The sequence below is a fragment of the Pimelobacter simplex genome, assembly GCF_024662235.1.
GTDB lineage: Bacteria > Actinomycetota > Actinomycetes > Propionibacteriales > Nocardioidaceae > Nocardioides.
Window position 1 is genome coordinate 4849073 of the sequence record NZ_CP096276.1, and the last position, 22964, is coordinate 4872036.

The 22964-nt window shown below is 72.4% G+C and carries 22 protein-coding genes; 10 read left to right on the plus strand and 12 right to left on the minus strand.

The features are described from left to right. The first annotated feature begins 3 nt into the window (after positions 1-3). The 5 genes from M0M48_RS23760 to pknB all read left to right on the plus strand — a co-directional run bounded on the left by M0M48_RS23760 (position 4) and on the right by pknB (position 8140). On the plus strand, positions 4-1539 hold the full coding sequence (locus tag M0M48_RS23760) for a PP2C family protein-serine/threonine phosphatase (protein WP_257753013.1): 1536 nt from the start codon (positions 4-6) through the stop codon (positions 1537-1539). A gap of 17 nt (positions 1540-1556) precedes the next feature. Beyond that, a complete protein-coding gene (locus M0M48_RS23765) occupies positions 1557-2921 on the plus strand; it encodes an FtsW/RodA/SpoVE family cell cycle protein (protein WP_215812866.1) in 1365 nt (454 codons plus the stop codon). Next, entirely contained in the window at positions 2918-4447 is a 1530-nt protein-coding gene (locus M0M48_RS23770; RefSeq protein ID WP_257753014.1) for a peptidoglycan D,D-transpeptidase FtsI family protein, read from the plus strand. The genes M0M48_RS23765 and M0M48_RS23770 overlap by 4 nt, the downstream gene beginning before the upstream one ends. 160 nt (positions 4448-4607) lie before the next feature. Further along, the gene (locus M0M48_RS23775) at positions 4608-6137 is read left to right on the plus strand and encodes a serine/threonine-protein kinase (RefSeq protein ID WP_215812081.1); all 1530 of its coding nucleotides are present in this window, start codon (positions 4608-4610) and stop codon (positions 6135-6137) included. Next, positions 6134-8140 carry a Stk1 family PASTA domain-containing Ser/Thr kinase gene (pknB, locus tag M0M48_RS23780; RefSeq protein WP_257753015.1) on the plus strand — a complete coding sequence of 669 codons (2007 nt, stop codon included), beginning with the start codon at positions 6134-6136 and terminating at the stop codon, positions 8138-8140. The genes M0M48_RS23775 and pknB overlap by 4 nt, the downstream gene beginning before the upstream one ends. Here the strand turns inward: pknB and M0M48_RS23785 are convergent. Further along, a complete protein-coding gene (locus M0M48_RS23785) occupies positions 8070-8876 on the minus strand; it encodes a DUF881 domain-containing protein (RefSeq protein ID WP_257753016.1) in 807 nt (268 codons plus the stop codon). The two genes, pknB and M0M48_RS23785, sit on opposite strands and share 71 nt — an antisense overlap. 80 nt (positions 8877-8956) lie before the next feature. Here M0M48_RS23785 and M0M48_RS23790 point away from each other — a divergent pair, with 80 nt between their 5' ends. Beyond that, positions 8957-9463, plus strand: coding sequence for a cell division protein CrgA (locus M0M48_RS23790; protein WP_257753017.1), 507 nt, complete (start codon positions 8957-8959; stop codon positions 9461-9463). Positions 9464-9783: 320 nt separating this feature from the next. On the opposite strand, the gene M0M48_RS23795 is transcribed toward M0M48_RS23790, so the two are convergent. Both M0M48_RS23795 and M0M48_RS23800 read right to left on the minus strand, forming a co-directional pair. Next, complete coding sequence (locus tag M0M48_RS23795; RefSeq protein ID WP_215812078.1) at positions 9784-10686, minus strand: rhomboid family intramembrane serine protease; 903 nt, start codon at positions 10684-10686, stop codon at positions 9784-9786. A 19-nt stretch (positions 10687-10705) separates the two neighbouring features. After that, entirely contained in the window at positions 10706-11215 is a 510-nt protein-coding gene (locus M0M48_RS23800; RefSeq protein ID WP_215812077.1) for a peptidylprolyl isomerase, read from the minus strand. Between the two features lie 106 nt (positions 11216-11321). Between M0M48_RS23800 and M0M48_RS23805 the strand changes: the two genes are divergently transcribed. Beyond that, a complete protein-coding gene (locus M0M48_RS23805) occupies positions 11322-11693 on the plus strand; it encodes a hypothetical protein (protein WP_257753018.1) in 372 nt (123 codons plus the stop codon). A 27-nt stretch (positions 11694-11720) separates the two neighbouring features. Here M0M48_RS23805 and M0M48_RS23810 read toward each other — a convergent pair whose 3' ends face one another. Together M0M48_RS23810 and M0M48_RS23815 are read right to left on the minus strand one after the other, a co-directional pair. Beyond that, positions 11721-12056, minus strand: coding sequence for a DUF3817 domain-containing protein (locus tag M0M48_RS23810; RefSeq protein WP_257753019.1), 336 nt, complete (start codon positions 12054-12056; stop codon positions 11721-11723). Next, the gene (locus M0M48_RS23815) at positions 12053-12847 is read right to left on the minus strand and encodes an SURF1 family protein (RefSeq protein WP_257753020.1); all 795 of its coding nucleotides are present in this window, start codon (positions 12845-12847) and stop codon (positions 12053-12055) included. The genes M0M48_RS23810 and M0M48_RS23815 overlap by 4 nt, the downstream gene beginning before the upstream one ends. Positions 12848-13186: 339 nt before the next feature. On the opposite strand from M0M48_RS23815, the gene M0M48_RS23820 reads away from it, so the two are divergent. Genes M0M48_RS23820 through M0M48_RS23830 form a run of 3 tightly spaced genes read left to right on the plus strand, consistent with a single transcriptional unit; the run spans position 13187 to position 15407 of the window. Continuing rightward, positions 13187-13909, plus strand: coding sequence for a FadR/GntR family transcriptional regulator (locus tag M0M48_RS23820; RefSeq protein WP_257753021.1), 723 nt, complete (start codon positions 13187-13189; stop codon positions 13907-13909). Beyond that, on the plus strand, positions 13906-14601 hold the full coding sequence (locus M0M48_RS23825) for a sterol desaturase family protein (protein ID WP_257753022.1): 696 nt from the start codon (positions 13906-13908) through the stop codon (positions 14599-14601). The genes M0M48_RS23820 and M0M48_RS23825 overlap by 4 nt, the downstream gene beginning before the upstream one ends. An 11-nt stretch (positions 14602-14612) precedes the next feature. Further along, positions 14613-15407, plus strand: a complete 795-nt coding sequence (locus M0M48_RS23830) for an MBL fold metallo-hydrolase (RefSeq protein WP_257753023.1) — start codon at positions 14613-14615, stop codon at positions 15405-15407. Here M0M48_RS23830 and M0M48_RS23835 read toward each other — a convergent pair. The 7 genes from M0M48_RS23835 to M0M48_RS23865 form a co-directional block, all read right to left on the minus strand. Further along, positions 15388-16332: a hypothetical protein gene (locus M0M48_RS23835; RefSeq protein ID WP_257753024.1), complete on the minus strand. Its 945-nt coding sequence runs from the start codon at positions 16330-16332 to the stop codon at positions 15388-15390. The genes M0M48_RS23830 and M0M48_RS23835 overlap by 20 nt on opposite strands. A 107-nt stretch (positions 16333-16439) precedes the next feature. Then, positions 16440-18047, minus strand: coding sequence for an alpha/beta hydrolase (locus M0M48_RS23840; RefSeq protein ID WP_257753025.1), 1608 nt, complete (start codon positions 18045-18047; stop codon positions 16440-16442). Between the two features lie 112 nt (positions 18048-18159). Beyond that, complete coding sequence (gene egtD, locus M0M48_RS23845; protein WP_257753026.1) at positions 18160-19137, minus strand: L-histidine N(alpha)-methyltransferase; 978 nt, start codon at positions 19135-19137, stop codon at positions 18160-18162. Next, positions 19134-20420, minus strand: coding sequence for an ergothioneine biosynthesis protein EgtB (gene egtB, locus M0M48_RS23850; RefSeq protein ID WP_257753027.1), 1287 nt, complete (start codon positions 20418-20420; stop codon positions 19134-19136). Before egtB ends, egtD begins: the two co-directional genes overlap by 4 nt. A gap of 53 nt (positions 20421-20473) precedes the next feature. Beyond that, positions 20474-21142, minus strand: coding sequence for a response regulator (locus M0M48_RS23855; protein ID WP_257753028.1), 669 nt, complete (start codon positions 21140-21142; stop codon positions 20474-20476). Then, positions 21139-22257 (minus strand): sensor histidine kinase, encoded by a 1119-nt coding sequence (locus tag M0M48_RS23860; RefSeq protein ID WP_257753029.1) that lies wholly within the window; start codon positions 22255-22257, stop codon positions 21139-21141. The genes M0M48_RS23855 and M0M48_RS23860 overlap by 4 nt, the downstream gene beginning before the upstream one ends. A 13-nt stretch (positions 22258-22270) precedes the next feature. Beyond that, positions 22271-22957, minus strand: a complete 687-nt coding sequence (locus tag M0M48_RS23865) for a DUF2306 domain-containing protein (RefSeq protein ID WP_257753030.1) — start codon at positions 22955-22957, stop codon at positions 22271-22273. Between the last annotated feature and the right edge of the window lie 7 nt (positions 22958-22964).

The window sequence follows — 22964 nt, forward strand, 5'->3', positions numbered from 1 at the left end:
GGCATGTCCGAACCCGGCAACGAGGCCTCCCCCGACGCGCTGGCCCCGGACGAGACGTCCGGCGCTGCGCCCGAGACGCCTCCCGAGGCGCCGCCCGAGACCGTCGACGTCCCCACGCCGGCGGCCCGGCCGCTGCTCCAGCTCCGCTTCTCCGCGGTCTCCGACGTGGGCCGGGTCCGCAAGGACAACCAGGACTCCGGGTACGCCGGCCCCTGGCTGCTCGCCGTGTGCGACGGCGTCGGCGGCGCGGCCCGCGGTGACATCGCCTCCAGTACGGCGGTTGGCGAGCTCCGCCAGCTCGACGAGCCGCCCGGCTCGGCCGACGTCCTCGACCGGGTCAACGACGGCATCCACGAGGCCCACAACGCCATCGGCGCCCAGGTCGACCACGACCCCGCCCTCAACGGCACCAGTACGACGGCCACGGTCGCCCTCTTCGACGGCAACCGCCTGGCGATCGGCCACGTCGGCGACTCCCGCGCCTACCTCCTGCGCGACGGCGAGCTCTCCCAGCTCACCAACGACCACACCTTTGTCCAGAGCCTCATCGACGAGGGCCGGATCACCGAGGCCGAGGCCCGGGTCCACCCCCACCGCAACCTCATCCTCAAGGCCCTCGACGGCCTGCACGAGGTCGAGCCCGACCTGTTCGCGCTCGAGGTCGTCGCCGGCGACCGCCTGTTCCTGTGCAGCGACGGCGCGTGCGGCGTCCTCGAGGACGACCGGATCACCGAGCTGCTCTCCGACGGCTCCCCCGAGTTCACCGCGATCGAGCTGGTCCGGGCCAGCCTCGACGCCGGCAGCTCCGACAACGTCACCTGCGTCGTCGCCGATGTCGTCGACCCGGCCGCCACCGCGGCGGAGTCCCCCGCCGACCTGCCCGCTCCTCAGGAGCCGCTGGTCGTCGGTGCGGCCGCCGACCTGGGCCGGCGCCGGCCGCGTGCGCTGTTCCGCGGGCACCGCTCCGGTGACACCGGTGAGCTCGAGCCGGTCACCGCCGAGATCCCCGAGGGCATCGACCGGGCGATCCCGGCCGACCCGCCGCTCGACAGCGAGGCGCTGCGCTACGCGCCCCAGCCGCCGCCCCGCTTCGTGTGGGCCCGCCGGCTGCTGGCGGCGGCCGTGGTGATCGGTCTCGGCTGGATCGCCGTCGGTACGGCGTACTGGTGGAGCCAGCAGCAGTACTACATCGGCGAGGACGACGGCCACGTCGTCATCTACCGCGGCCTCAACGTGCCCGGCCTGTCGAGCGTCTACCAGGTCTCCGACCTCGAGATCGAGCAGCTCCGCGACTCCACCCAGGAGCAGATCCGCGGCGGCGACATGATCTTCGACAGCTTCGAGCGCGCCCGCGACGAGGTCACCCGGATCGGCCAGAACGCCCGCCAGAGCGACCCGGCCACCGACCCGAGCACCGACCCGAGCGCGCCCACGACGACGTCGACGACCGCGCCCCCCGCCTCGGAGGCACCGACCGCGCCGTCGACCCAGGGCGGCGCCGCCGACCTGACCAGCGTCGCCCCCGGTGGCGGTTCGTGAGCGCCAACTCCGCCCTGATGGGTTTCGTGCACCGCCGCCGGCGGGGTGCGGAGCTCTTCTTGCTGATCCTGGCGCTCATCGTCGGGATCGGCGCCTACGCCGCGGTCGGCCTCGGCGTCGACGGCGAGGTCCCCACCAACCTCCTCGGGTACGGCGGCTGGCTGGCCATCCTCGTGGTCGGCGCCCACATCGCGGTCCGCCTCGTCGCGCCGTACGCCGACCCCGTGCTGCTCCCCGTGGTCGCGGCCCTCAACGGCCTCGGCCTCGCCGTCATCCACCGGATCGACCTGGCCCGCGACACCAGCCTGGCCAGCCAGCAGCTGACCTGGATGACGCTCGGCGTCGCCCTCTTCATCGGCACGCTCATCGCGCTGCCCGACCACCGCCTGCTCGCGCGGTTCACCTACACCTCGGGCCTGGCCGCCATCGTGCTGCTGATCCTGCCGATGATCCCGGGCCTGGGCACCTCCATCAACGGCGCCAAGATCTGGATCTCCCTGGGGCCCTTCAGCTTCCAGCCCGGCGAGGTCGCCAAGCTGCTGCTGGTCATCACGTTCGCCGGCTACCTCGTGGTCCACCGCGACGCGCTCGCGCTCGCCGGACGCCGGGTCGTCTTCGTCGACCTGCCCCGCGGCCGCGACCTCGGCCCGATCCTGATGATGTGGGTGGTCAGCCTCGGCATCCTCGTGCTCCAGCGCGACCTGGGCTCGAGCCTGCTGTTCTTCGGCCTCTTCCTGATCATGCTCTACGTCGCCACCGAGCGACCGGGCTGGCTGGTGGTCGGCGGGCTGCTCTTCTTCGGCGGCGCGACGGTCGCCTTCCGGATCTTCGCCCACGTGCAGAACCGGGTCGACATCTGGCTCGACCCGTTCGCGGACCCCAACGGCAACGGCTACCAGCTCGTCCAGGCGCTCTACGGCTTCGCCTGGGGCGGCCTGATGGGCCGCGGCCTCGGCGAGGGCATGCCCCAGCGGGTGCCCTACGTCGAGTCGGACTTCATCCTCGCCGCCATCGGTGAGGAGCTCGGTCTCACCGCGGTGATCGCGATCCTGCTGCTCTACGGCCTCGTCGTCGAGCGTGCGCTGCGCGCCGCGCTGATCTCGCGCGACGGCTTCGGCAAGCTCGTCGCGACCGGCCTGGCCGCGGTCGTCGCGCTACAGGTCTTCGTCGTCATCGGCGGCGTCACCCGGCTGATCCCGCTGACCGGTCTGACCACACCCTTCCTGTCCTACGGCGGCTCCTCGCTCGTCGCCAACTGGGTGATCGTGGCGATCCTGCTCCGCATCTCCGACCAGGCCCGGCGGCCGCTGCCCGACCTGACCGCCGATGCCGACGACCCCGACGTGGAGGCCACCCAGGTGGTCAAGGCGGTGCCGCGATGAACAAGCCGATCCGCACGGTCTCGATCTTCTGCATGTTCCTCTTCCTCGCGCTGATGGCGAACGTGACCTACGTGCAGTTCTGGAAGGCCGAGGACTACAACACCGACCCGCGCAACGCCCGCGTCGCCGAGGCGTCGTTCAGCCGCGAGCGCGGCCAGATCCTGGTCGGCGACGAGCCGGTCGCGACCAGCCGGCCCTCCGACGACCGCTACAAGTACCTGCGCGTCTACCCGGCCTCGGGCGCCCGGATGTTCGCGCCGATCACCGGCTACCTCCAGCTCGGCAGCCAGACCGGCATCGAGCGCAGCCAGAACGCCGTGCTCACCGGCGAGGACCCCCAGCTGTTCGTGACCCGGCTCGTCGACCTGCTCAAGGGCGACCAGACCCAAGGCGGCAATGTCGTGCTGACCCTCAACGCGGCGGCCCAGAAGGCCGCCTTCGAGGGACTGCGCGACACCCTCGGCCCGCGCGGCGAGGGCTCGGTCGTGGCGATCCAGCCCAAGACCGGGCGGGTGCTGGCGATGGCGTCCTACCCGTCGTACGACCCCAACGAGCTGGCCACCCACGACTTCAAGAGCGCGGCCTCGGCCTACGAGCGCCTCGACAAGGACCCGCGCGACCCGCTGGTCAACCGGGCCATCCAGACCCGGCTGTTCCCGGGCTCGACGTTCAAGCTCGTCACCGCCGCGGCGGCGATCGAGAGCGGCAAGTACCACGGCGACGACCAGGTCCCGGCCGGGGCGACGTACCAGGCGCCGGGGACCACGCGCACCATCGGCAACGACGGCCGCAGCCAGTGCAACCCGAGCAAGATCTCGTTCGCGACGGCGCTCGACTGGTCGTGCAACACGACCTTCGCGCACCTCGCCGTCGAGGTCGGGCCCGAGAAGATGCGCGAGCAGTCCGAGAAGTTCGGCTTCAACAGCAACTACCTGCTCGACCTCAAGGGTCAGGCCCAGTCGGTCTACCCGACCGGCGTCCCCCTCAGCGAGAAGGACGGCGGCGGCACCCGCGAGCTCAGCGACGCCGAGACCGCGCAGACCGGCATCGGCCAGTTCGAGGTCCAGTCGACGCCGCTCCAGATGGCCATGGTCACCGCCGCGATCGCCAACCAGGGCACGCTCATGCGGCCCTACCTGGTCGAGCAGGTGCAGACCGCCGGCTTCGACGTGCTGCGCACCACCGAGCCCGACAAGCTCAACGACGCGGTCTCGCCCCAGACCGCCCGCGAGCTGACCGACCTGCTCGTCTCGGTGGTCGACAACGGCACCGCCTCGCCCGCGGCGATCCCCAACGTCAAGGTCGCCGGCAAGACCGGTACCGCGCAGCGCACCTCCACCCGGTGCTCGGCGGGCGGCAAGCCCCCCTACGCGTGGTTCGTCTCGTACGCCCCGGCGGACAACGCCGAGGTGGCCGTGGCCGTCATGATCGAGGAGGCGCCCGACCGGGCGTGCAACGAGATCGCCGGCGGCCAGCTCGGCGGCCCGATCGCCAAGGCAGTGATGGAAGCGGTGCTCAAGAAGTGATCCCCTCCCTCGATCCGACGTGCGGCCCGCACCCCGGGCACGCACCTCGCCGCGTTGGCGACGCTCGACAGGCGATCCGGCCTGCCTTCGCGCCGCCGCCTTGCGATGCACGCACCCGGGGCACGGTCCGCAGCCGCCGGAACGAGCGAGGAGATCACTCGTGAACGACGTCCAGGGCAGCTACGCCGACCAGGCCGGTCGCTACCGGCTCGACTCCCGCATCGCCACCGGCGGCATGGGTGTCGTCTGGCGGGCGACCGACACCCGGCTCAACCGGCCGGTCGCGGTCAAGGTGCTCAAGGCCGAGTACGCCCACGACCCGATGTTCCGCACCCGCTTCGACGGCGAGGCCCGCAGCGCCGCGGCGCTGCACCACCCGGGCATCGCCGGCGTCTACGACTACAGCGCCGGCGACGACGACCACCCGCCGTACCTGGTGATGGAGCTGGTTGACGGCCAGCCGCTCTCGACGCTGCTCGCCGGCGCGCGCAACAGCGGCCGCACGCTCGACGTGGCGGTCGTTCAGGACCTGATGGCCCAGGCGGCCGACGCGCTCGGCGTGGCCCACCGGGCGGGCATCGTGCACCGCGACGTCAAGCCGGCCAACCTGCTCGTCACGCCCGACCGCAAGATCAAGATCACCGACTTCGGCATCGCCCGTGCGGCCGACTCGGTCGCGCTGACCCGGACCGGCTCGGTGATGGGCACGCCCCAGTACCTCAGCCCGGAGCAGGCGCGCGGCAACCCGTCCACACCCGCCTCCGACGTCTACTCGCTCGGCGTGGTGACCTTCGAGTGCCTGACCGGACGCCGTCCGTTCGAGGCCGAGACACCTGTCGCCACCGCGCTCGCGCACCTGCAGCAGCCGGTGCCGCAGCTGCCCCCCAACATCCCGGGCCCCCTCGCGGCCGTCGTACGACGAGCGCTGGCCAAGGAGCCCGCCGAGCGGTACGACGACGGCGCGGCCTTCGCGGCCGCCCTGCGCGACCCGTCGGTCGCGGCCGCCACCGGCGCGGCGTCCTCCCCCCTCGGCGACGACGACGGCACCCGGGTGCTCACCGGCGTGGTCCCGCCGGTCCCCGTCCCGGTGCCCACCCCGGGCCCCCGCACGCCCGCCGAGCCGATGCGCCGCCTCGACACACCGGCCGCCTACGCCGGTGACGACCCGGGCGAGGAGCGCCGCAAGTCGCCCTGGCCGATCGCCATCGCGGTGATCCTCCTGGTGGTCGCGGCGGTCGCGATCGCCGCGGTGCTCATCGGCCGCGGTGGTGGCGACGACGACCCCGACGCCGGCACCACGCCGACGACGGAGCAGACCACCGAGGACACCCCGACCGAGCCGACGACGCCGACCGAGCCCACCACGCCGACCGAGCCGACCACGCCGCCGACGACCCAGGACACCTCGGTCTCGGTCGACGAGGACGAGTACACCTGCTTCAAGGACTACCGGGTCGCCGTCGCGGACCTGCGCGCCGAGAAGCTCAAGGTCAGCTGGGAGCAGGACAGCCAGCCCAACGACGGCACCTGCGCCGCCGGCACGGTGTCGCGCTTCTCACGCAGCGGAGACCTCAACCAAGGCGACTCCATCATCGTCTACTACTGGGGCGAGCCGGAGCCGACCGACACCCCCACCGACACACCCACCGACACCAGCAGCCCGCTGACCCTTCCGAGAGGCACGGAATGAGCACTCCCCCGACCGAACCCGGTTCGGGCCGGCCCGTCGTCGGCGGGCGGTACGAGCTCGGCGAGCTGCTGGGCCGCGGCGGCATGGCGGAGGTCCGCAAGGGCACCGACACCCGCCTCGGCCGCGTCGTGGCGGTCAAGCGACTGCGCTCGGACCTGGCCAGCGACCCCACCTTCCAAGCCCGGTTCCGCCGCGAGGCGCAGTCGTCGGCCTCGCTCAACCACCCCGCGATCGTCGCCGTCTACGACACCGGCGAGGAGCGCACGGCGCAGCCCGACGGCAGCACCGAGGTGGTCCCCTACATCGTGATGGAGCACGTCGCCGGCCGGACGCTGCGCGACATCCTGCGCGAGGGGCGCAAGATCCTGCCCGAGCGCGCCCTCGAGATCACCAGTGGCGTGCTCTCGGCGCTCGACTACAGCCACCGCGCGGGGATCATCCACCGCGACATCAAGCCCGGCAACGTGATGCTGACGCCGTCCGGCGACATCAAGGTGATGGACTTCGGCATCGCGCGCGCGATGAGCGACGCCCAGTCCTCGATGACCCAGACCGCGGCCGTGGTCGGCACCGCGCAGTACCTTTCCCCCGAGCAGGCGCGCGGCGAGACCGTCGACTCCCGCTCGGACGTCTACTCCGCCGGTTGCCTGCTCTACGAGCTCCTCACCGGGCGGCCGCCGTTCGTCGGTGACTCGCCGGTGGCCGTGGCCTACCAGCACGTCCGGGAGCCCGCCGTACCGCCGTCGCGGCACGAGGACGACCTCACGCCCGAGATCGACGCGATCGTGATGAAGTCCCTCGCCAAGCGCGTCGAGGACCGCTACCAGTCCGCCGCGCAGATGCGCGCCGACATCGAGCGCTACCTCGCGGGCCGTCCGGTCCAGGCCGTCGCGCCGGAGTCGACCGGCGTCACCGCCGCCGTCCCGCCGACCCCGCCGCCGCCCGCCGGCGGCGAGACCGCCATCCGGCCGCCGCTGCCGCCCGCGCGCGACGACGAGCGGCGCAGCAAGGTCGGCCTGTGGGTGGTCCTCGGCCTGCTCATCGCCGCCATCATCGCCACCGCCTACATCGTGTGGCCCCGGCTCTTCGACGACACCCCGACCGACAAGCGGGTGCCCAACGTCGTGCGGATGAGCGAGGAGGACGCGCGCAACGCCATCGGCGAGGCCGGCCTCCAGGTCGGCACGGTCAGCGTCCGCAATGACGACACCATCGAGGCCGGACAGGTCATCGAGCAGGACCCCGCGGGCGACGACTACGTCGCGCCCGACACCAAGATCAACCTCGTCGTCTCGATCGGCCCCGGCCAGTTCGCGCTGCAGTCGGTGGTCAAGATGCCCAAGAAGGAAGCGATCCAGACGCTCCTCGCCCAGGGCATCCTGCGTCGCAACATCACCGAGAAGGAGTGCGACACCGACGACGAGAAGGGCACCGTCGTCGAGCAGGTGCCGCCTGCCAACACGATGATCGAGAAGGACGCGACCGTCGAGCTGTGCATCTCCGACGGGCCTGAGGAGGTTCCCTCGCTGGTCGGTCTCAAGCAGGCCGACGCGGTCCAGAAGATCAAGGACGCCGGCTTCGAGCCGGTCGTGCGCGACGCCTCGGCCGACGACTCCAGCCAGAAGAAGGGCCGGGTCACCGAGCAGGACCCCGCGCCGGGCGAGCCGCTCGACCAGGGCAACCGGGTCTACATCTTCATCTCGACCTACACCGCGCCGCCGACCCCGGTCGACACCGACGGCGACGGGCTGCCCGACACCGACGAGGCCACCCGCGGCACCGACCCGAACAACCCCGACACCGACGGCGACGGCATCTCCGACGGCGCCGAGGTCCAGGCCGGGACCGACCCGCTCAACCCGCTCGACCCGCCCCCCGTCCCGGGTGGCGGCGGACAGAGCAACGGCCGGGTGCCGGCGCTGCCGCCGACGCCTAGCGGAGCGGCTTCGCGTAGTGCAGGTCGACGACGCCGTCGTACGCCGGCGCCTCGACCCGCTCCTTGAAGTCCAGCGACCAGCCGATCCCGATCTCCGGGTTCTCGGAGTCGGTGCGGTAGCCGGCGACGATGTGGTCGGTGGCGACGCTCGAGTAGAGCTCGGACGGGTCGCCGACCGCCTCGATGACGTAGGGCTGCGGGTAGGGCACGCCCTGGAGCTGGACCGCATTGCCCTCGCACTTGATGCCGGTCGTGGAGATGACCCGCTGACCGGCGATGGTCACCGCGCTCGCGCCGCCGTTCCACAGCGCGTTGACCAGCGCCTGGATGTCCTGCTGGTGGACGACGAAGCGGTTGAGGTTGACCCGCTTGTCGGGCTCGGCCTGCTTGTTGCGCTCGACCGCGTCGTCGACGAGGTCCTCGGGCGCGTCGGACAGCGTGATCCGCAGGCCCGGGCCGGCGTGCGGGGTCATCCCCGCGGGATCGCGCAGCTGGGCGATCTCGCCGCGGGCCTCGTCGACGCTCTTGTCCTTGACGCCGGCGCTGAGCCGCTCGACCTCGTCGGAGAGCTTGTTGAACCGGTCCTCGACCGTCCGGTAGTTCGCGGCCTCGCCCTCGACCAGTCCCGCGAGGTCGGTGTAGCGGCCCGGACGCAGGTCGGTTCCCTCGCTGTTGGTGGCCGAGACGGCCAGCAGGCTGCCGCTCAGCAGGGCCACGACAGGCGTGCCGATCCGCCACCCCAGGGACCGGCGCCCGGACCCGGTTCGGCGGCCCGTCGTACCTCCGGCGTGGCTACCCGTCATACTGACAGTGTCCACCACTGGTCGAGCGCGCGCCCGCAGGGGCGAGCGAGCGGCCACCGAGTCTCACCGAGGAGCCCCCTGTGGCCAAGCCGACCCGCCTGTCGAAGCGCAAGGAGCGCGAGGTCTTCGGCGACCCCGACCGCGGCCCGGTGATGAGCCTGCGGTTCGCCATCGCCCTGCTGCTGATCCTCGGTGGTATCGCCTGGATCCTGTACTACTACTTCGGCATCCGGCCCACCGACGGCTTCGGCAGCATCAACGCCAAGGGCAAGCCCAACCCGGCCGGCGGCCCGTCGTTCCTCCAGGACCTCGAGGGCAAGAACTACCTGATCGGGTTCCTGCTGTTCTTCGCCGGCCTGATCTTCTCGGCGCACCCCAAGACCCCGCTGGGCCGCGGCCGCGGCGTCGTGGTCGGCATGCTCGGCTGCTTCCTCATCGGCCTGCTGTGGATCTGTGTCTTCTACATCTTCCTCACCGGCAACGACCCGGCCGACATCCCGATCATGACCGACCTCGGACAGAAGAACCTGTTCGTCGGCATCGGCTTCATGGCCGTGGGCTTCGCCTTCGCCACCCGCTGGGAGTAGGCCCCGCGCCCACCCACCCACCCGCACGTCGTACGCCGCGCCGGTCGCCCGCCAGGGCACCGGCGCGGCGCTCGTTTTCCCCCAGGTTTCTCCACAGCTGGGGAGAACTACACCCCTGTCATTCATCCACATCGGTGGAGAAACCTGGGGATAGCCGCCGCCCACCCGACGAAGTAGCAGGGTTCGACCGGCGAAGGAGCGAGGTTCGCCCCTCGAGGTGGCAGGTTCCGGCGGGCCGAGGGCGCACGAGACCCACACCTCGACCCAGCAACCACCTGACTTCGGCCCAGCAACCGCCCGACTTCGGCGGCGGGGGTGGGTCAGACCCGGAGCGCGACCCCGGCCAGGACGACGGCCGCCAGCGCCGCGAGCCCCGCGGTCTGGATCAAGGTGCGGTGCTCACCGCGGGGCGCGAAGGCGAGGATCGCCGCGGCGAGGCCGCCGCCGATGAACCCGCCGAGGTGGCCCTGCCAGGAGATCCCGGGCAGGACGCTGATGATGACCGCCAAGATGATGGTGGTGCGGAAGATCGAGAGGTCCGCGCCCGACCTCCAACCGGCGACGAGGATCGCGGCCAGGAGGCCGAAGATCGCCCCGGAGGCTCCGACGGTGATGGTGAGCTCGTCGGCGAGCCAGTAGACGGCGAGGGCGCTCGACGCACTGGACACCAGGTAGAGAACGACCAGGCGACCCCGGCCGACGAGCCGCTCCACGATGGGACCGAGCTGCCACAGCGCGATCATGTTCATCGCGATGTGCCACGGCTGGACGTGAACGAAGGAGCCGGTGACGAGCTGCCACCAGGCGCCGTCCTGGAGTCCGGGGATCCAGGTCGCCTGGATCCCCGCATCGCAGATCTGCTGGCTGGTGCGGAAGACCGACTCGCCGTCCTGGCACCGACCCACGAAATGAACCGACAGCCAGGTCATCAGGGGGCTGCGGCTGCCGCCGGTGGCCGTGATCGCCACCCAGACGGCGACGTTGATCGCGATGAGCACCGCGGAGGTGACGCCGGGGTTGTACGAGATCGCGCCGCCGTACGCCGTCTTGGCCTGGCGTACCGAGCGCTGGCCCTCAGCCACGCAGTCAGGGCACTGGAAGCCCACGGAGGCGTCGCGCATGCAGTCCGGACAGATCGGACGCTCGCAGCGCTGGCAGCGGATGTAGGTCTCGCGGTCGGAGTGCCGGTAGCAGGTCGGCACTCCGACCGGAGGGGTGCTCATCGTGAGATCGCGGAGGGGTTCAGCCGACGAGCTCGACGGACTCGATGACGACCGGCTCGACGGGGCGGTCCATCGCGCCGGTCGGGACGGCGGCGATCGCGTCGACGACGTCGCGGCCGGCCTGGTCGGCGACCTCACCGAAGATGGTGTGCTTGAAGTTGAGCCAGGTGGTCGCGCCGACGGTGATGAAGAACTGCGAGCCGTTGGTGCCCGGGCCGGCGTTGGCCATGGCGAGCAGGTAGGGCTTGTCGAAGACGAGCTCGGGGTGCGGCTCGTCCTTGAACTGGTAGCCCGGGCCGCCGGTGCCGGTGCCGAGGGGGCAGCCGCCCTGGATCATGAAGCCCGGGATGACCCGGTGGAAGGTCAGGCCGTCGTAGAACGGACCGGTCGCGCCGTTGCCGGCGTCGTACGCCTTGTCGCCGCTGGCGAGGCCGGTGAAGTTCGCGACCGTCTCCGGTGCGTGGTTCGGGAACAGGTTGAGCGTGATGTCGCCCTTGTTGGTCTTGAGGACGGCCTGCTGCGCTGCCATGGAAGTGCCTCGTCTCCGGCTGATCGGGGTGAGTGGTGCATCGGTGATGCGGACGCCCTCGATCCTACTGACCTCGTGTCCTGGCCCCGTCCCGTGCCATGGTGGGATGGACGAACGGCCCGACCGGGTCGCCCCACTGGTCGAAGGAGAGCTCGGGATGAAGAAGCTGAAGAAGCTGGTGGTGCTCGGCGCGCTGGGTGCGCTCGTCGCCACCATCGCCAAGAAGCTGCAGGCCGGCGGGGCCGACGACGCGTCGCTGTGGCAGTCCGCCCCCGAGCCCGCCGGTACGACGCCGCCGCCCCCGGCACCGTCCGTCCCGACCCCTCCGCCCGCGCCGACGCCGCCGCCGGTCCCCGAGCCGCCGGCGCCCCCGGCCCCTCCGGCCGTGGAGCCCCAGGCGGTCGACAACGCGCCGGAGCCGGCCGCGACGCCGGACCCGCTGACCGACCCGCTCCCGGAGGAGCCGCAGCAGGGCTGAGGCTGAGGCCCGCGCCCGGAGAGCTGACTAGCTGCGGGCGAGCTCCGGGTGGTCCTCGCGCAGGCGGACGGCCACCCGGTGCTCGACCCAGAAGATGAGTCCCGGGATCAGCCCGGCGATGAGCATGAGCAGCAGCTGCGGGATGCTCCAGCGCGCCTTCTGGCTCAGCAGGAACGCCACGACGACGTAGACGATGTAGATCCAGCCGTGCACCAGCCAGATCGGCGTCAGGTCGTCGCCGAGCTGCTGCAGGGTGGAGCCGTCCTCGAGCAGGTACTTCAGCAGCGAGCCGAGGGTGCCGACGAGGAGCAGCACGCCGACCACGAGCGCCAGCGCGCGATAGGCGGTGAAGAGCTTGGTCACGGCTTCGAGGGTACGGCGTCGTCCCCGGCGTCCTCGGCGTCGGCCTCCTCGAGGTCCGGCTCGGCCGTGGCGTCGCGCACATAGCGGAACCAGATGAAGGCCGCGAAGGCGGCGAAGACCCACCACTCGATCGCGTAGAGGATGTTGCGCAGCGCGGTGAACCGGCTCGCCTCGGGGAGCTGGTCGAGGGTGGCGTGGTCGACCCCGGCGGCGGCGTCGGCCGGCAGCGGGGCCTCGGCGACGACGTAGGCGCCGTAGAGGTCCTGGTCGACGCGCTGGACCAGGTCGGCGATCCGCAGCTCGGGCAGGACGTCGTCGTTCGGGTCGTCGTCGACCTTGCCGGTGCCCTCGGGCGGCTGGAGCCAGCCGAGGACGTCGACCTCACCGGTCGGCGGGGCCGGCAGGGAGGCCGGGTCGGTGCCGTCGGGGACCCACCCCCGCACCACCGGTACGGCGGGCGCGGTCGCGTCGCCGACGGTCAGCGGGGTGACCAGCCAGGAGCCGGAGCGCCCGTCGTCGCTGGGCCGGTCGGCGACGAGCACCGTGCCGGCGGGCAGGAAGGTCCCGCGGACCTCGACCGGGCGGCCCAGGCCGGCGGTCGGGAACGGGTCGTCGGAGCCGATCACCTCGGCGATCGGGACGGGCTCGGACTTGGTCAGGTCGACCCGCTCGGCCGCGCGCCGGGTCTGCCAGGCGTCGTACTGCCACAGGCCCATGCCGACCGCGATGCTGACGCAGAGGAGTCCGAGCAGGTGGGCACCCCACAACCGCACGCTCCACCACCGCACCACACCAGCAGCCTACGAGGCGGCTCCTCGGCGTCGCGGCGCGGGGCGGAGGGTGTGGTTCAGCGCACGCGCGGGATCCGGAGCGGAAGATCTCGCGGCCCGACCGTCAGGTTCGCGGTCGCTGGTGCGTCTCCCCGGGTACCGGGCGAGGCCAGTCCCTCTGTATCTCTCGTCCGGGGCGGGCCGCCGGGGGGCGGTCCCCACCCTTCGTCGCCGGGCTGCTCGGTCCCCACGGCTCCAGCTCGGCGGCGGAGGTCACGCTCAGATCCCCGCGGTTTGGTCCCAAACCGCACGGAGGTAAGACCACTTGACCACCGGACCAGCCAGGTCTACGTTCCCTCCATGGCCCTGCGTCCCGTCACCCGCCGCACCCTGTCCGACGAGGTCTTCGAGCAGCTGCTCGACAGCGTGGTCGACGGCGAGCTCACCGTCGGCGAGTCCATGCCCAGCGAACGCCGCCTCGCCGAGGTGCTCGGCGTCTCCCGGCCCGCGGTGCGCGAGGCGCTCCAACGGATCGCGCAGACCGGGGTGGTCGAGGTGCGCCAGGGCGGCGCGACCCTGGTCCGCGACTACCGCCGGGCCGCGGGCCTCGACCTACTGCCCCGGCTCCTGGTGCGCGGCGGCCGGCTCGACGCGGCGATCGCCCGGAGCGTGATCGAGGCCCGGGCCGAGGTCGGGCCCGGGATCGCGGCGCTCGCCGCGACCCGCGGCGGGCCGGTGCTGGCCACCGAGCTCGACGAGCTCCTCACCCGGATGGGTACGACGACTGACCCGGTCACCTGGCAGCTCGGCGCCCTCGACTTCTGGGACCTGCTCGTCGACGGCGCCGACTCGATCGTCTTCCGGCTCATGTTCAATAGCCTGCGCACGGCGTACGAGCCGGCGCTGCCCGCGCTCGGGACGCTCCTCGCCGAGGAGGTCGGCCAGGTCGAGCCCTACCGCCTGCTCGCCGCCGCGATCCGGGCCGGCGATGCGGCGACGGCGCGCGCCGCGGCCACCCGGGTGCTCACCCCGACCGCCGAGGCGCTGCTGTCGGCGTTCGCCGCGGTAGAGGCGGACCAGTGAGCCCGCGCGAGGTCGAGGCCTTCGCCGAGCAGCAGGTCGCCAGCGACGCCCGTCGTACGAACCTCACGATGGGTCAGGTGCTGCGCGAGTTCTGGCGGCACCCGAGTCCCTACCTGCTCACCGCGGCCCTCGGCGCCGCGATCACCGGACGGGTCCTCGCTGGCCCGGGGAGCTGGTGGGAGCTGGCGATCCCGGTCGGCCTGGTCGCGATCCTGCCGGTCGTGGAGTGGGTGGTCCACGTGGGCATCCTGCACTGGCGTCCCCGCCGGGTCGCCGGGGTGCGCATCGACCCCCTCCTCGCCCGCAAGCACCGCGCCCACCACGCCGACCCGCGCGCCCTCCCGCTCGTCTTCATCCCCTGGCAGGTCCAGCTCTACCTGGCGCCGACCTGGGCCGCCGTCGCCTGGTTGGTCACGCCGACGACGAGCTCGATGTTCACGCTGCTGGTGGCGGTCTACGCGATCAAGTCCGGCTACGAGTGGACGCACTACCTGCTCCACAGCGACTACCGGCCGCGCTCGGAGCGCTACCGCAAGATCTGGCGCAACCACCGGCTGCACCACTACAAGAGCGAGCACTACTGGTTCACCGTCACCTCCGCCGGTACGGCGGACCGGCTGTTCGGCACTGCCCCCGACCCGAGCACCGTGCCGACCTCGCCGACCGCCCGCAACCTGCACGGATCCGTGTGAGGATGCACGGCGTGCGGATCCACCACCTCAACTGCGCGACCATGCGCCCGGCCCTCGGGCCGGCGATGGTCGCCCACGTGCTGCTCCTGGAGCGTCCGGACGGTCTCGCCCTGGTCGACACCGGCTTCGGCACCGACGACCTGGCCCAGCGCCGGCGGCTCGGCCTGCCCTTCCTGACCACCGTCCGGCCCGTCCTCGACCCGGCCGAGACCGCGCTGGCGCAGGTCAAGGCGCGCGGCTTCGCGGCGGCCGACGTCACCGACATCGTGCTCACCCACCTCGACCTCGACCACGCCGGCGGGATCGGCGACTTCCCGCAGGCGCGGGTGCACGTGCACGCGCGCGAGCACGCCGCCGCGATGGCGCCGAGCGCCCGCGAGAAGGCCCGCTACGTCTCCGGCCAGTGGGCGCACGGTCCGCGCTGGACGCCGCACACCGAGGGCAGCGACGCGTGGTTCGGCTTCCCGTCGGTCACCGCACTCGACGATGACGTCCTGATCATCCCGCTGCCCGGGCACACCCGCGGGCACGCCGGGGTCGCCGTACGACGCGACGACGGGACCTGGCTGCTCCACGCCGGCGACGCCTTCTTCCACGGCGGTCAGCTCGACGTACCGCCGCGCTGCCCGGCGTCGCTCACCGCCTTCCAGCGGCTGATGGCGGTCGACAACCGGCGCCGGCTCGACAACCTCGCCCGGCTCCAGGAGCTCGCCCAGAGTCGCTCCGGCGAGGTCACCATCGTCTGCGCCCACGACCAGGCTCAGTACGACGCCCTGCGCACGGGGATCAGTCCGGGCACACCGTGAACGGCAGGTGGTGGGTCCGGGTCAACCGGGCCGCCGCCGCCGGGTCCGCGAGCACGTAGCCCAGCCGGCCGCTCGCCGGGTCGGCCACGCCGCGGCTCATCACGAGCCCGAAGTCCGGGTCGGTCGGCGGCATCACGTCGGCCAGCCGGGCGCGCTCGAAGGCGTCGGAGCGCTCCGCGCCGAGCCGCGCGGTGACCAGGTCGGTGCCGAGCGCGACGGAGTAGGCGTTCAGCGGGTCCAGGCTGTCGAGCGCGGCCGCGGGCGCGGCGGCCAGCTGGGCCTGCATGCCCGCACCGAAGACGGTGTCGAACGGGTCGCACCCCCGCTGCAGGTACGTCGCCACGGCCTCGCCGCCGCTCAGCGCGACCAGGTCCGGCTCGGCCGCCCACGACTGCGCGGCCTCGGGCGGCGCCACCGAGGTGACCAGCCGCCGGTCGACGTCGACCACCGCGCCGCGCAGCGGGCCGGCACCGGCCTCCACCGCACGCCGTACGGCGGCCATCGCGATGTCGTCGCGGAACGCCAGCACCCAGCCGTCCGCGCCGCCACCGGAATAGGTCGCCTCCCAGGCAACATCGTCCTGGCCGAAGCCGAACCGGTCGCGCAGCTGGGCCTCGGCCGGGCGGAGCAGGCCGGTCGACAGGCTGGCCGTGCGCGGCACCTGGCGCCAGAATCGCTCCCTCTCGGGAGCCGGGCTCGCGCCCTTGAGCGTGGCGAAGCCGAGGACCAGGCGGAGCTGGTCGAAGTCGGTGACCGCGAGGGTGGTCGCGGCGGTGGGCACGAGGGCCAGCACGGCGGCGGACGGCTCCTGCGATCCGTCGTACTCGCTGACCACGGCCTGGGGCTCGGCAGAGCGCTGGTAGACGGGCTTCGGGTCGCTGCTGCAGGCGGCCAGGAGGACCACCCCCGCAAGCGCCGTCCCCATCCGGATGCCCCTCACCAGCCAGATCTTGCCAGAGAAGCAGGCAGGGGCGCCGACATCTCGGTGTCGACGCCCCTGCGCGCGGTGTTCTCTTGGTGGTGCGGGGTGGCTCAGCGGCCGATCAGCTGTGCCTCGATGAGGAGGTCACGGAAGCCGTCGGAGCCGCTGCGGCGCTCGGCTCCGGCCGACGCGGGCGGCGGCGGAACCGGGTCGCACTTGCGGTCGCTGCGCTTGCCGGGCTTGCGCGCCGGCAGCTTCCCGGTGTCGAGATAGCTCGCGACCAGGTCGTCGGTGCAGGCGATGCCCGAGAGCGAGCCCGAGTGCGTCGTACCGCCGACGCCCTCGATCAGGAAGGACGACGGGAAGACCTGGCGCGTGGCGAGGGCACCGGTGAACACGGTGGCCGCGTCCCGGGTCTCGCCGATGAGCAGGATCCGCGACTTCACCTTCTTGCCGTTGACCTTGAACGCCTTGCTGGAACGGGCCGGCCAGTTGAGGCAGGGCGCGTTGTACCAGGTGTTCCCCCAGGTCAGGAACGGGTGCTTGCGGTGGATCCGCCAGGCGTCGGCCTTGGTCTTCTGCCAGCCCGGCCACTGCGCGTCGGTGCACTGCACGCCGTTGTAGACCGCGAACCCGTTGTCGTCGCCGGGACCGGCGTACTGGGCGAGGACGTCGGCGCCGTCACCGGTCCGGACCAGCTTGGCGTACGCCGCACCGATCTCGGCCCAGCCGTAGACGTAGTAGCCGGCCCCGAGCATCACGTCGTCGAGCTCGTCGGGACCGAGCTTGCCACCCGCCGCGGGCGTGCGGTCGAGCTTCTTGCGGAGCTGGTAGTAGCCCTTCTTGATGGCCTTCCAGCTGCCGCCCAGGTGGTAGGTCGCGTCGTTCTTGGCGAGCCAGCGGAAGTAGACGTCCATGTTCTTGTCGAACTGGACGTTCTGCTCGAGGTTGGCCTTGTAGAAGGCATTCTTGGCGTTGAGCACGCCGTCCCACACGAACCGGCCGACCCGCTTCGGGAACATGGTCGCGTAGACCTGGCCGAGGTAGGTGCCGTAGGAGAAGCCGTAGTAGTTCATCTTCTGCTGCCCGACGGCCTTGCGCAGGCTGTCGAGGTCGCGCGCCACGTCGGTCGTCTTCATGTGGGGCAGCAGGCGCCGCGCGTCGGCCTTGCCGCACGCCTTGGCGTAGTTGCGGGTGACCTTGCGCCACCAGTTCATGATCGACGGCTTGGTCGGCACGTAGTTGGGGCGGTTGAACCCGGCGCCCTTGTAGTTCGGGTTGCAGCTCAGCGCGGGCTCGCTGCTGCCGACACCGCGGGGGTCGAAGCCGTACCAGTCGTACTTGGCGCCGACGCCGTCGGGGATGACGCCACCCAGGGTGACCAGGCCGAGGCCCGAGCCACCGGGACCACCCGGGTTGACCGCGATCATGCCCTTGAAGTCGGCATCGGTGTGCAGGATCCGGCTGACCGCGATCTTGATCTTCTTGCCGGCCGGCTTGGCGTAGTCGAGCGGCACCGTCAGCATCGTGCACTGGGCGCCGGCGCTCTGCAGCCCCTGGCTCTCGCACGCGCCCCAGACCAGCGGGGCCCGCTCAGCGGCGCTCGCCGCGCCCGTCGCCGTCGTACGCGTGGCGGGGGCGGCGGTGCTGCCGGCCGCCGGCACCAGCACCGCGGCGCCCACCGCGAGCGAGGCGAGGATCGTGAGTGGTCTCTTCACGTGGTTCATCCCTCCGAGTGAGAACGGCCGGGATCTACCCGGCACCCGACCGACCTTGCCTCGTCCCCGGGGTCCGCGTCCATACCCAATCCCGGGAAAAATTGCGGTCGGTTCAGGACTTGACCGCAAGAGTCAGCGCGAAGTCGCCGCCCGGGTCGGTCCACACCCGCGCCACCCCGAGCCCGGCTCCCTCGAGCTCGGCCGCGATCCGGCTGACCCGGAACTTGGTCGAGATCTCGATCCGGATCTCCTCGCCGACGGCGAGGTCGAGGACCAGCTCGGCGCCGGGGATGGTGACCCGCTGGGGCACCTCGACCCGCAGCCGCAGGTCCATCCGCTCCATGTGCGGGTCCCAGAAGGGCACGTAGGAGAAGCCGTCCGGGTCGAAGTCGCCGCCCAGCTCGCGGTTGACGACGACCAGCGCGTTGCGGACGAACGCCTCCGTCACGCCCTGGCTGTCGTCGTAGGCCGCGATGAGCCGGTCGGCGCTCTTGACCAGGTCGGTGCCCAGGAGCAGCGAGTCGCCCGGCTCGAGGACGTCGGCGACGGCGCCGAGGAAGGCGCGGCGCTCCTCGAGGTAGAGGTTGCCGATGGTGCCGCCGAGGAAGGCGACCATGCGCCGTCCGCCGGCGGGCAGCTGGGCGAGGTGGAGCGTGAAGTCGCCGACGACGGCGACCACCTCGAGGTCGGGATAGCGCTCCGCGATCTGGTCGGCCGCCTCGCGCAGCGTCGCCTCGGAGACGTCGACCGGCGCGAAGCGGGTCAGCTGGCCCGCGCGGGTGAACGCGTCGAGCAGGAGCCGGGTCTTCTCGCTGGTGCCGCTGCCGAGCTCGATGAGCGAGGTCGCTCCGCTGGCGGTGACGATCTCGTCGGCATGGGTCTCGAGGATCGCCCGCTCGGCGGTGAAGGGGTAGTACTCCGGGAGCCGGGTGATCTGGTCGAAGAGCGCGGAGCCGTGGTCGTCGTACAGCCAGCGCGGCGGGAGGGTGCGCGGGTGCCGGGTCAGCCCCCGTCGTACGTCGTCGGCGAGGCTGCCGCTGGCCCAGTCGGGCTCGAGCAGCACGGTCACCTCGGGCTCGCGGCGGCTCATGCGGCCACCCCGCCGTCGGCGAGCCGGACACCGCTCAGCGCCCACCGCGCCCCCGGTGGGAAGAAGTTGCGGTAGCTGGCGCGCGCATGGCCCGGCGGGGTCAGCGCGCAGCCGCCGCGCAGCACCATCTGGTTGGACATGAACTTGCCGTTGTACTCGCCGATCGCGCCCGCCGCGGGGTGGAAGCCGGGGTAGGGCAGGTAGGCCGACGACGTCCACTCCCAGCAGTCGCCGTAGACCTGGCGCAGCCGTCCGGTGCTGGGTCCGGCGGCGCGGGGGTGGTAGGTCGCGGTGTCGGCGAGGTTGCCCTCGACCGCGGCCGCGGCGTCCTCGTCGCGGTGGACGGCGTGCTCCCACTCGGCCTCGGTCGGCAGCCGCTTGCCGGCCCAGGTGGCGTAGGCGTCGGCCTCGTAGTGGCTGACGTGGCTCACCGGGAGACCGGGATCGACGGGAAACGTGCCGTGCAGCGTGTGCTCGAACCACGTCCCGTCGACCTCGGCCCAGTAGAAGGGCGCCTGCCAGCCGTGGGTCTTGACCTGCGCCCAGCCGTCGGAGAGCCACAGCTCGGGACGCCGGTAGCCGCCGTCGGCCATGAACGCGCGCCACTCGCCGTTGGTGACGAGCCGGTCGGCGAGCCGGAAGGGCTCGAGCCAGACCTGGTGCGGCGGCAGCTCGTTGTCGAAGGAGAACCCGGCGCCGCGGTGCCCGATCTCGACCAGACCGCCCTCGACCTCGACCCAGCCGAGCCGGTCGGGCTCGCTGCTGGGCGCGGGTGCGCCGGCGTAGGCCGGGCGGAGGGGGTTGAGCGAGAGCACGTGCTTGATGTCCATGAGGAGCAGCTCCTGGTGCTGCTGCTCGTGGTGGAAGCCGAGCTCGATCGTGCCGGCCAGCTTGTCGATGCTGCCCTGGTCGAGGCGGGCGACCAGGTCGCGCATCCGCTCGTCGACGTTGCCGCGGTAGAGGCCGACGTCGTGGGCCCCCGGCCGGCTGATCACGCCGCGCTCGGCGCGGTTGTAGCGCGGCCCGACGGCCTCGTAGTAGCTGTTGAACAGGAACCAGTACTGGTCCTGGTACGGCGCGAATCCGCTCTCGTTGTCGGCCAGCACGAACGTCTCGAAGAACCACGTGACGTGCGCCCGGTGCCACTTTGTCGGCGACACGTCGGGCATCGACTGGACCGTCTGGTCCTCCGGCGAGAGCGGCGCGGCCAGCCGTTCGGTGTGTCCGCGCACCTCGTCGTACCGGGTCAGGAGAGCATCTGCCGTCCACTGGGTAACGGTCATGGTTTCGACAGTAGGCCTGCCCACCGACAATGCCCAGGGGGTCGGGTCAGGCGTCAGGAGATGTTCACGAGCCCGCTGCGGTAGGCGACGACGACGGCCTGCGCGCGGTCGCGGGCGCCGACCTTGGCCAGGATCCGCTTCACGTGGGTCTGCACCGTCGACTCGGCGAGGGTCAGCGTCGCGGCGATCTCCCGGTTCGACAGACCCTCTCCGACGAGCGCGAGGACCTCGACCTCGCGCTCGGTCAACGCCGCCAGCACCGCCGCCCGCGCGCCGTCGTCCCCGGCCGGGCGCGGCGCGCTGTCGAGCGAGCGGGCGATGACGGCGCGGGTGACCGCCGGGTCGAGGAGCGACTCACCCCGGGCGACCGTGCGGACTGCCTCGAGGAGCCGCTCGGGCGCGACCCGCTTGAGCAGGAAGCCGGACGCTCCGGCCCGCAGTGCCCGGGCGACGTACTCGTCGTCGGGGAAGGTGGTGAGCACCAGGACCCGCGCCGGGCTGCCGCTCGCGACGATCCGGCGGGTGGCCTCGATGCCGTCGACGCCGGGCATCCGGACATCCATCAGGACGACGTCGGGCTCGTGCTCCTGGGTCAGCCGGACGGCGTCGAGCCCGTCGGCCGCCTCACCGACGAGCGCCAGGCCGGGGTCGGTCCCGATGACCACGGCGAGCCCGGCGCGGAGCAGGGCGTCGTCGTCGGCGACGAGCACGCGGACGGTCATGACGCCGATCCTCCCGTGGCCCGCGGGATCCTGGCGAGGACCCGGAAGCCGCCCTCGGGGCCCGGCCCGACCTCGACGGTGCCGCCGAGCCGGGCCGCGCGCTCGCGGATCCCGCCGAGCCCGCGGCCCTCGGTCCAGCCGGGCCCAGGGCCGGGGCCGTCGTCCTGGACGGTGACGACGAGGTGCGCGGCGGCGTCGCGTCGTACGGTCACCGTGGCGGCGCACGGCGTCGCGTGCTTGAGCGCGTTGGTGAGCGCCTCCTGGACGATCCGGTAGACCTCGCGGCCGGTCCGGCCCGCGGCGAGGTCCGCGGCCGCCGGGTCGAGGTCGAGGCTGACGACCACCCCGGAGCCGGCGAAGCGCCGGACGAGCTCGGGCAGGTCGCCGATGCCCACCGTGGTCGGCCGCAGCTCGCCCTCGGCGGACGCCTCCCCCAGCATGCTGATCGCGTCGTCGAGGTCGGCGAGCGCGTCGCTGCCGACGCCCTCGATCTGGCGCAGCAGGTCGCGGCTGGTCTCCGGAGCTGCATCGATCGAGAGCCGGGCCGCGCCGGCGTGCACCACGACCACATTGAGCGTGTGCCCGATGATGTCGTGCAGGTCGCGCGCCATCTGGGTGCGCAGCTCGGCCAGCAGCAGCGCCCGGTCCGCCCGGCGGGCCCGCTCCGCCTCCTCGTCGCGCCGGGCCCAGGCATAGGCGACGCCCCAGAACCCGCCGTACGCCGCCAGTGTCGCGACGAGCTCGGCCGGCGACCCCGGCGGGCTGAAGGCGTAGTAGCCCAGCACGCTGACGATCGCCACCACCAGCCCGACCACCGCACGCCGTCGGTCCGCGAGCCGGCCCACCACGAAGATGCTCACCAGCGTCGCGGCCGGCGAGATCGCGACGTCGGCGTGCGTCGCGGACTCGACGGTGATCGTCGCACCGGCGATGAGCAACGCGGTCAGGGGCACGCGGGGCGCGACGACCATGGTCGCGCTCAGCACCAGCGTGCCCGCGACGCCCACCGCGACCTCACCGGCGGACCGGGTCCCGTCGCCGAGCAGGTCGGTCAGCGCGACCGCCGCATAGGCCGCAGCCAGCAGCGGGAGCAGGCGACCCAGGGCGTCACGCACGCGCACGAGTGAATCACCTGGCACGGCGCTCCCGCCGCAGGTACCACTCGGCGACGAGCAGGTTCGGCACCCAGCACGAGAACGTCACGACGTAGTAGGCGCGGTCGAAGGCGGCCCCCGCGTCGGCGCCGAACGCGACCTGGAGCGTGACGAACAAGATCGTCTGCAACCGCAGGGTCACGCCGGCGTACGTCAGGGCGAAGGTGCGGATCGCCCAGCGCCGGTGGGCGCCGAAGTCGCGACGCCGCGCGGCCCGGTAGGCCTGGGTCGCGCTGACCAGCCAGACGACCGCGAGCCCCCCGAACCCGAAGACCCCGATCAGCCCGGCCTCGTTGACGAACGACAGCACCAGCCCCGCGACGCCCGCGATCGCAATCGCGGCGAGAACGACCTTGCCGATGGTGCGGTGGAGGCGGGGGTTGCGGCGTCGGATGCGGGCTGCGAACTGGAGTGGGGACAGCAACAGCGCCAGTCCGGCGGCGCCGGCGTGGACGTAGAGCGCGCCCTGGAGGAACGCCGGGCGGTCGACGTAGTTGCTCGCGACGCCGTGGTCGTCGGCGCTGAGCTGCGCAAGCGAGGCGGTGAGGTAGGGGCCGACGGCGAGGACCGTGATCGCCAGTGAGCTGAGGGCGAACCAGCCCCACCACCCCCTGTTCCTGGGGCTTCTGGTGGGCTCGCGGGTGGGGAGCGTGGCGGTCATGGCTCCA

Bases quoted from the DNA above. Each gene is read 5' to 3' on its own strand.
- M0M48_RS23770 (WP_257753014.1), top strand. From the start codon at position 2,918: ATGAACAAGCCGATCCGCACGGTCTCGATCTTCTGCATGTTCCTCTTC.
- M0M48_RS23865 (WP_257753030.1), bottom strand. From the start codon at position 22,957: ATGACCGCCACGCTCCCCACCCGCGAGCCCACCAGAAGCCCCAGGAAC.
- M0M48_RS23800 (WP_215812077.1), bottom strand. From the start codon at position 11,215: ATGGCAGCGCAGCAGGCCGTCCTCAAGACCAACAAGGGCGACATCACG.
- M0M48_RS23765 (WP_215812866.1), top strand. From the start codon at position 1,557: ATGGGTTTCGTGCACCGCCGCCGGCGGGGTGCGGAGCTCTTCTTGCTG.
- M0M48_RS23855 (WP_257753028.1), bottom strand. From the start codon at position 21,142: ATGACCGTCCGCGTGCTCGTCGCCGACGACGACGCCCTGCTCCGCGCC.
- egtB (WP_257753027.1), bottom strand. From the start codon at position 20,420: ATGACCGTTACCCAGTGGACGGCAGATGCTCTCCTGACCCGGTACGAC.
- M0M48_RS23835 (WP_257753024.1), bottom strand. From the start codon at position 16,332: ATGGGGACGGCGCTTGCGGGGGTGGTCCTCCTGGCCGCCTGCAGCAGC.
- pknB (WP_257753015.1), top strand. From the start codon at position 6,134: ATGAGCACTCCCCCGACCGAACCCGGTTCGGGCCGGCCCGTCGTCGGC.
- M0M48_RS23760 (WP_257753013.1), top strand. From the start codon at position 4: ATGTCCGAACCCGGCAACGAGGCCTCCCCCGACGCGCTGGCCCCGGAC.
- egtD (WP_257753026.1), bottom strand. From the start codon at position 19,137: ATGAGCCGCCGCGAGCCCGAGGTGACCGTGCTGCTCGAGCCCGACTGG.
- M0M48_RS23785 (WP_257753016.1), bottom strand. From the start codon at position 8,876: ATGACGGGTAGCCACGCCGGAGGTACGACGGGCCGCCGAACCGGGTCC.
- M0M48_RS23795 (WP_215812078.1), bottom strand. From the start codon at position 10,686: ATGAGCACCCCTCCGGTCGGAGTGCCGACCTGCTACCGGCACTCCGAC.
- M0M48_RS23805 (WP_257753018.1), top strand. From the start codon at position 11,322: ATGGACGAACGGCCCGACCGGGTCGCCCCACTGGTCGAAGGAGAGCTC.
- M0M48_RS23820 (WP_257753021.1), top strand. From the start codon at position 13,187: ATGGCCCTGCGTCCCGTCACCCGCCGCACCCTGTCCGACGAGGTCTTC.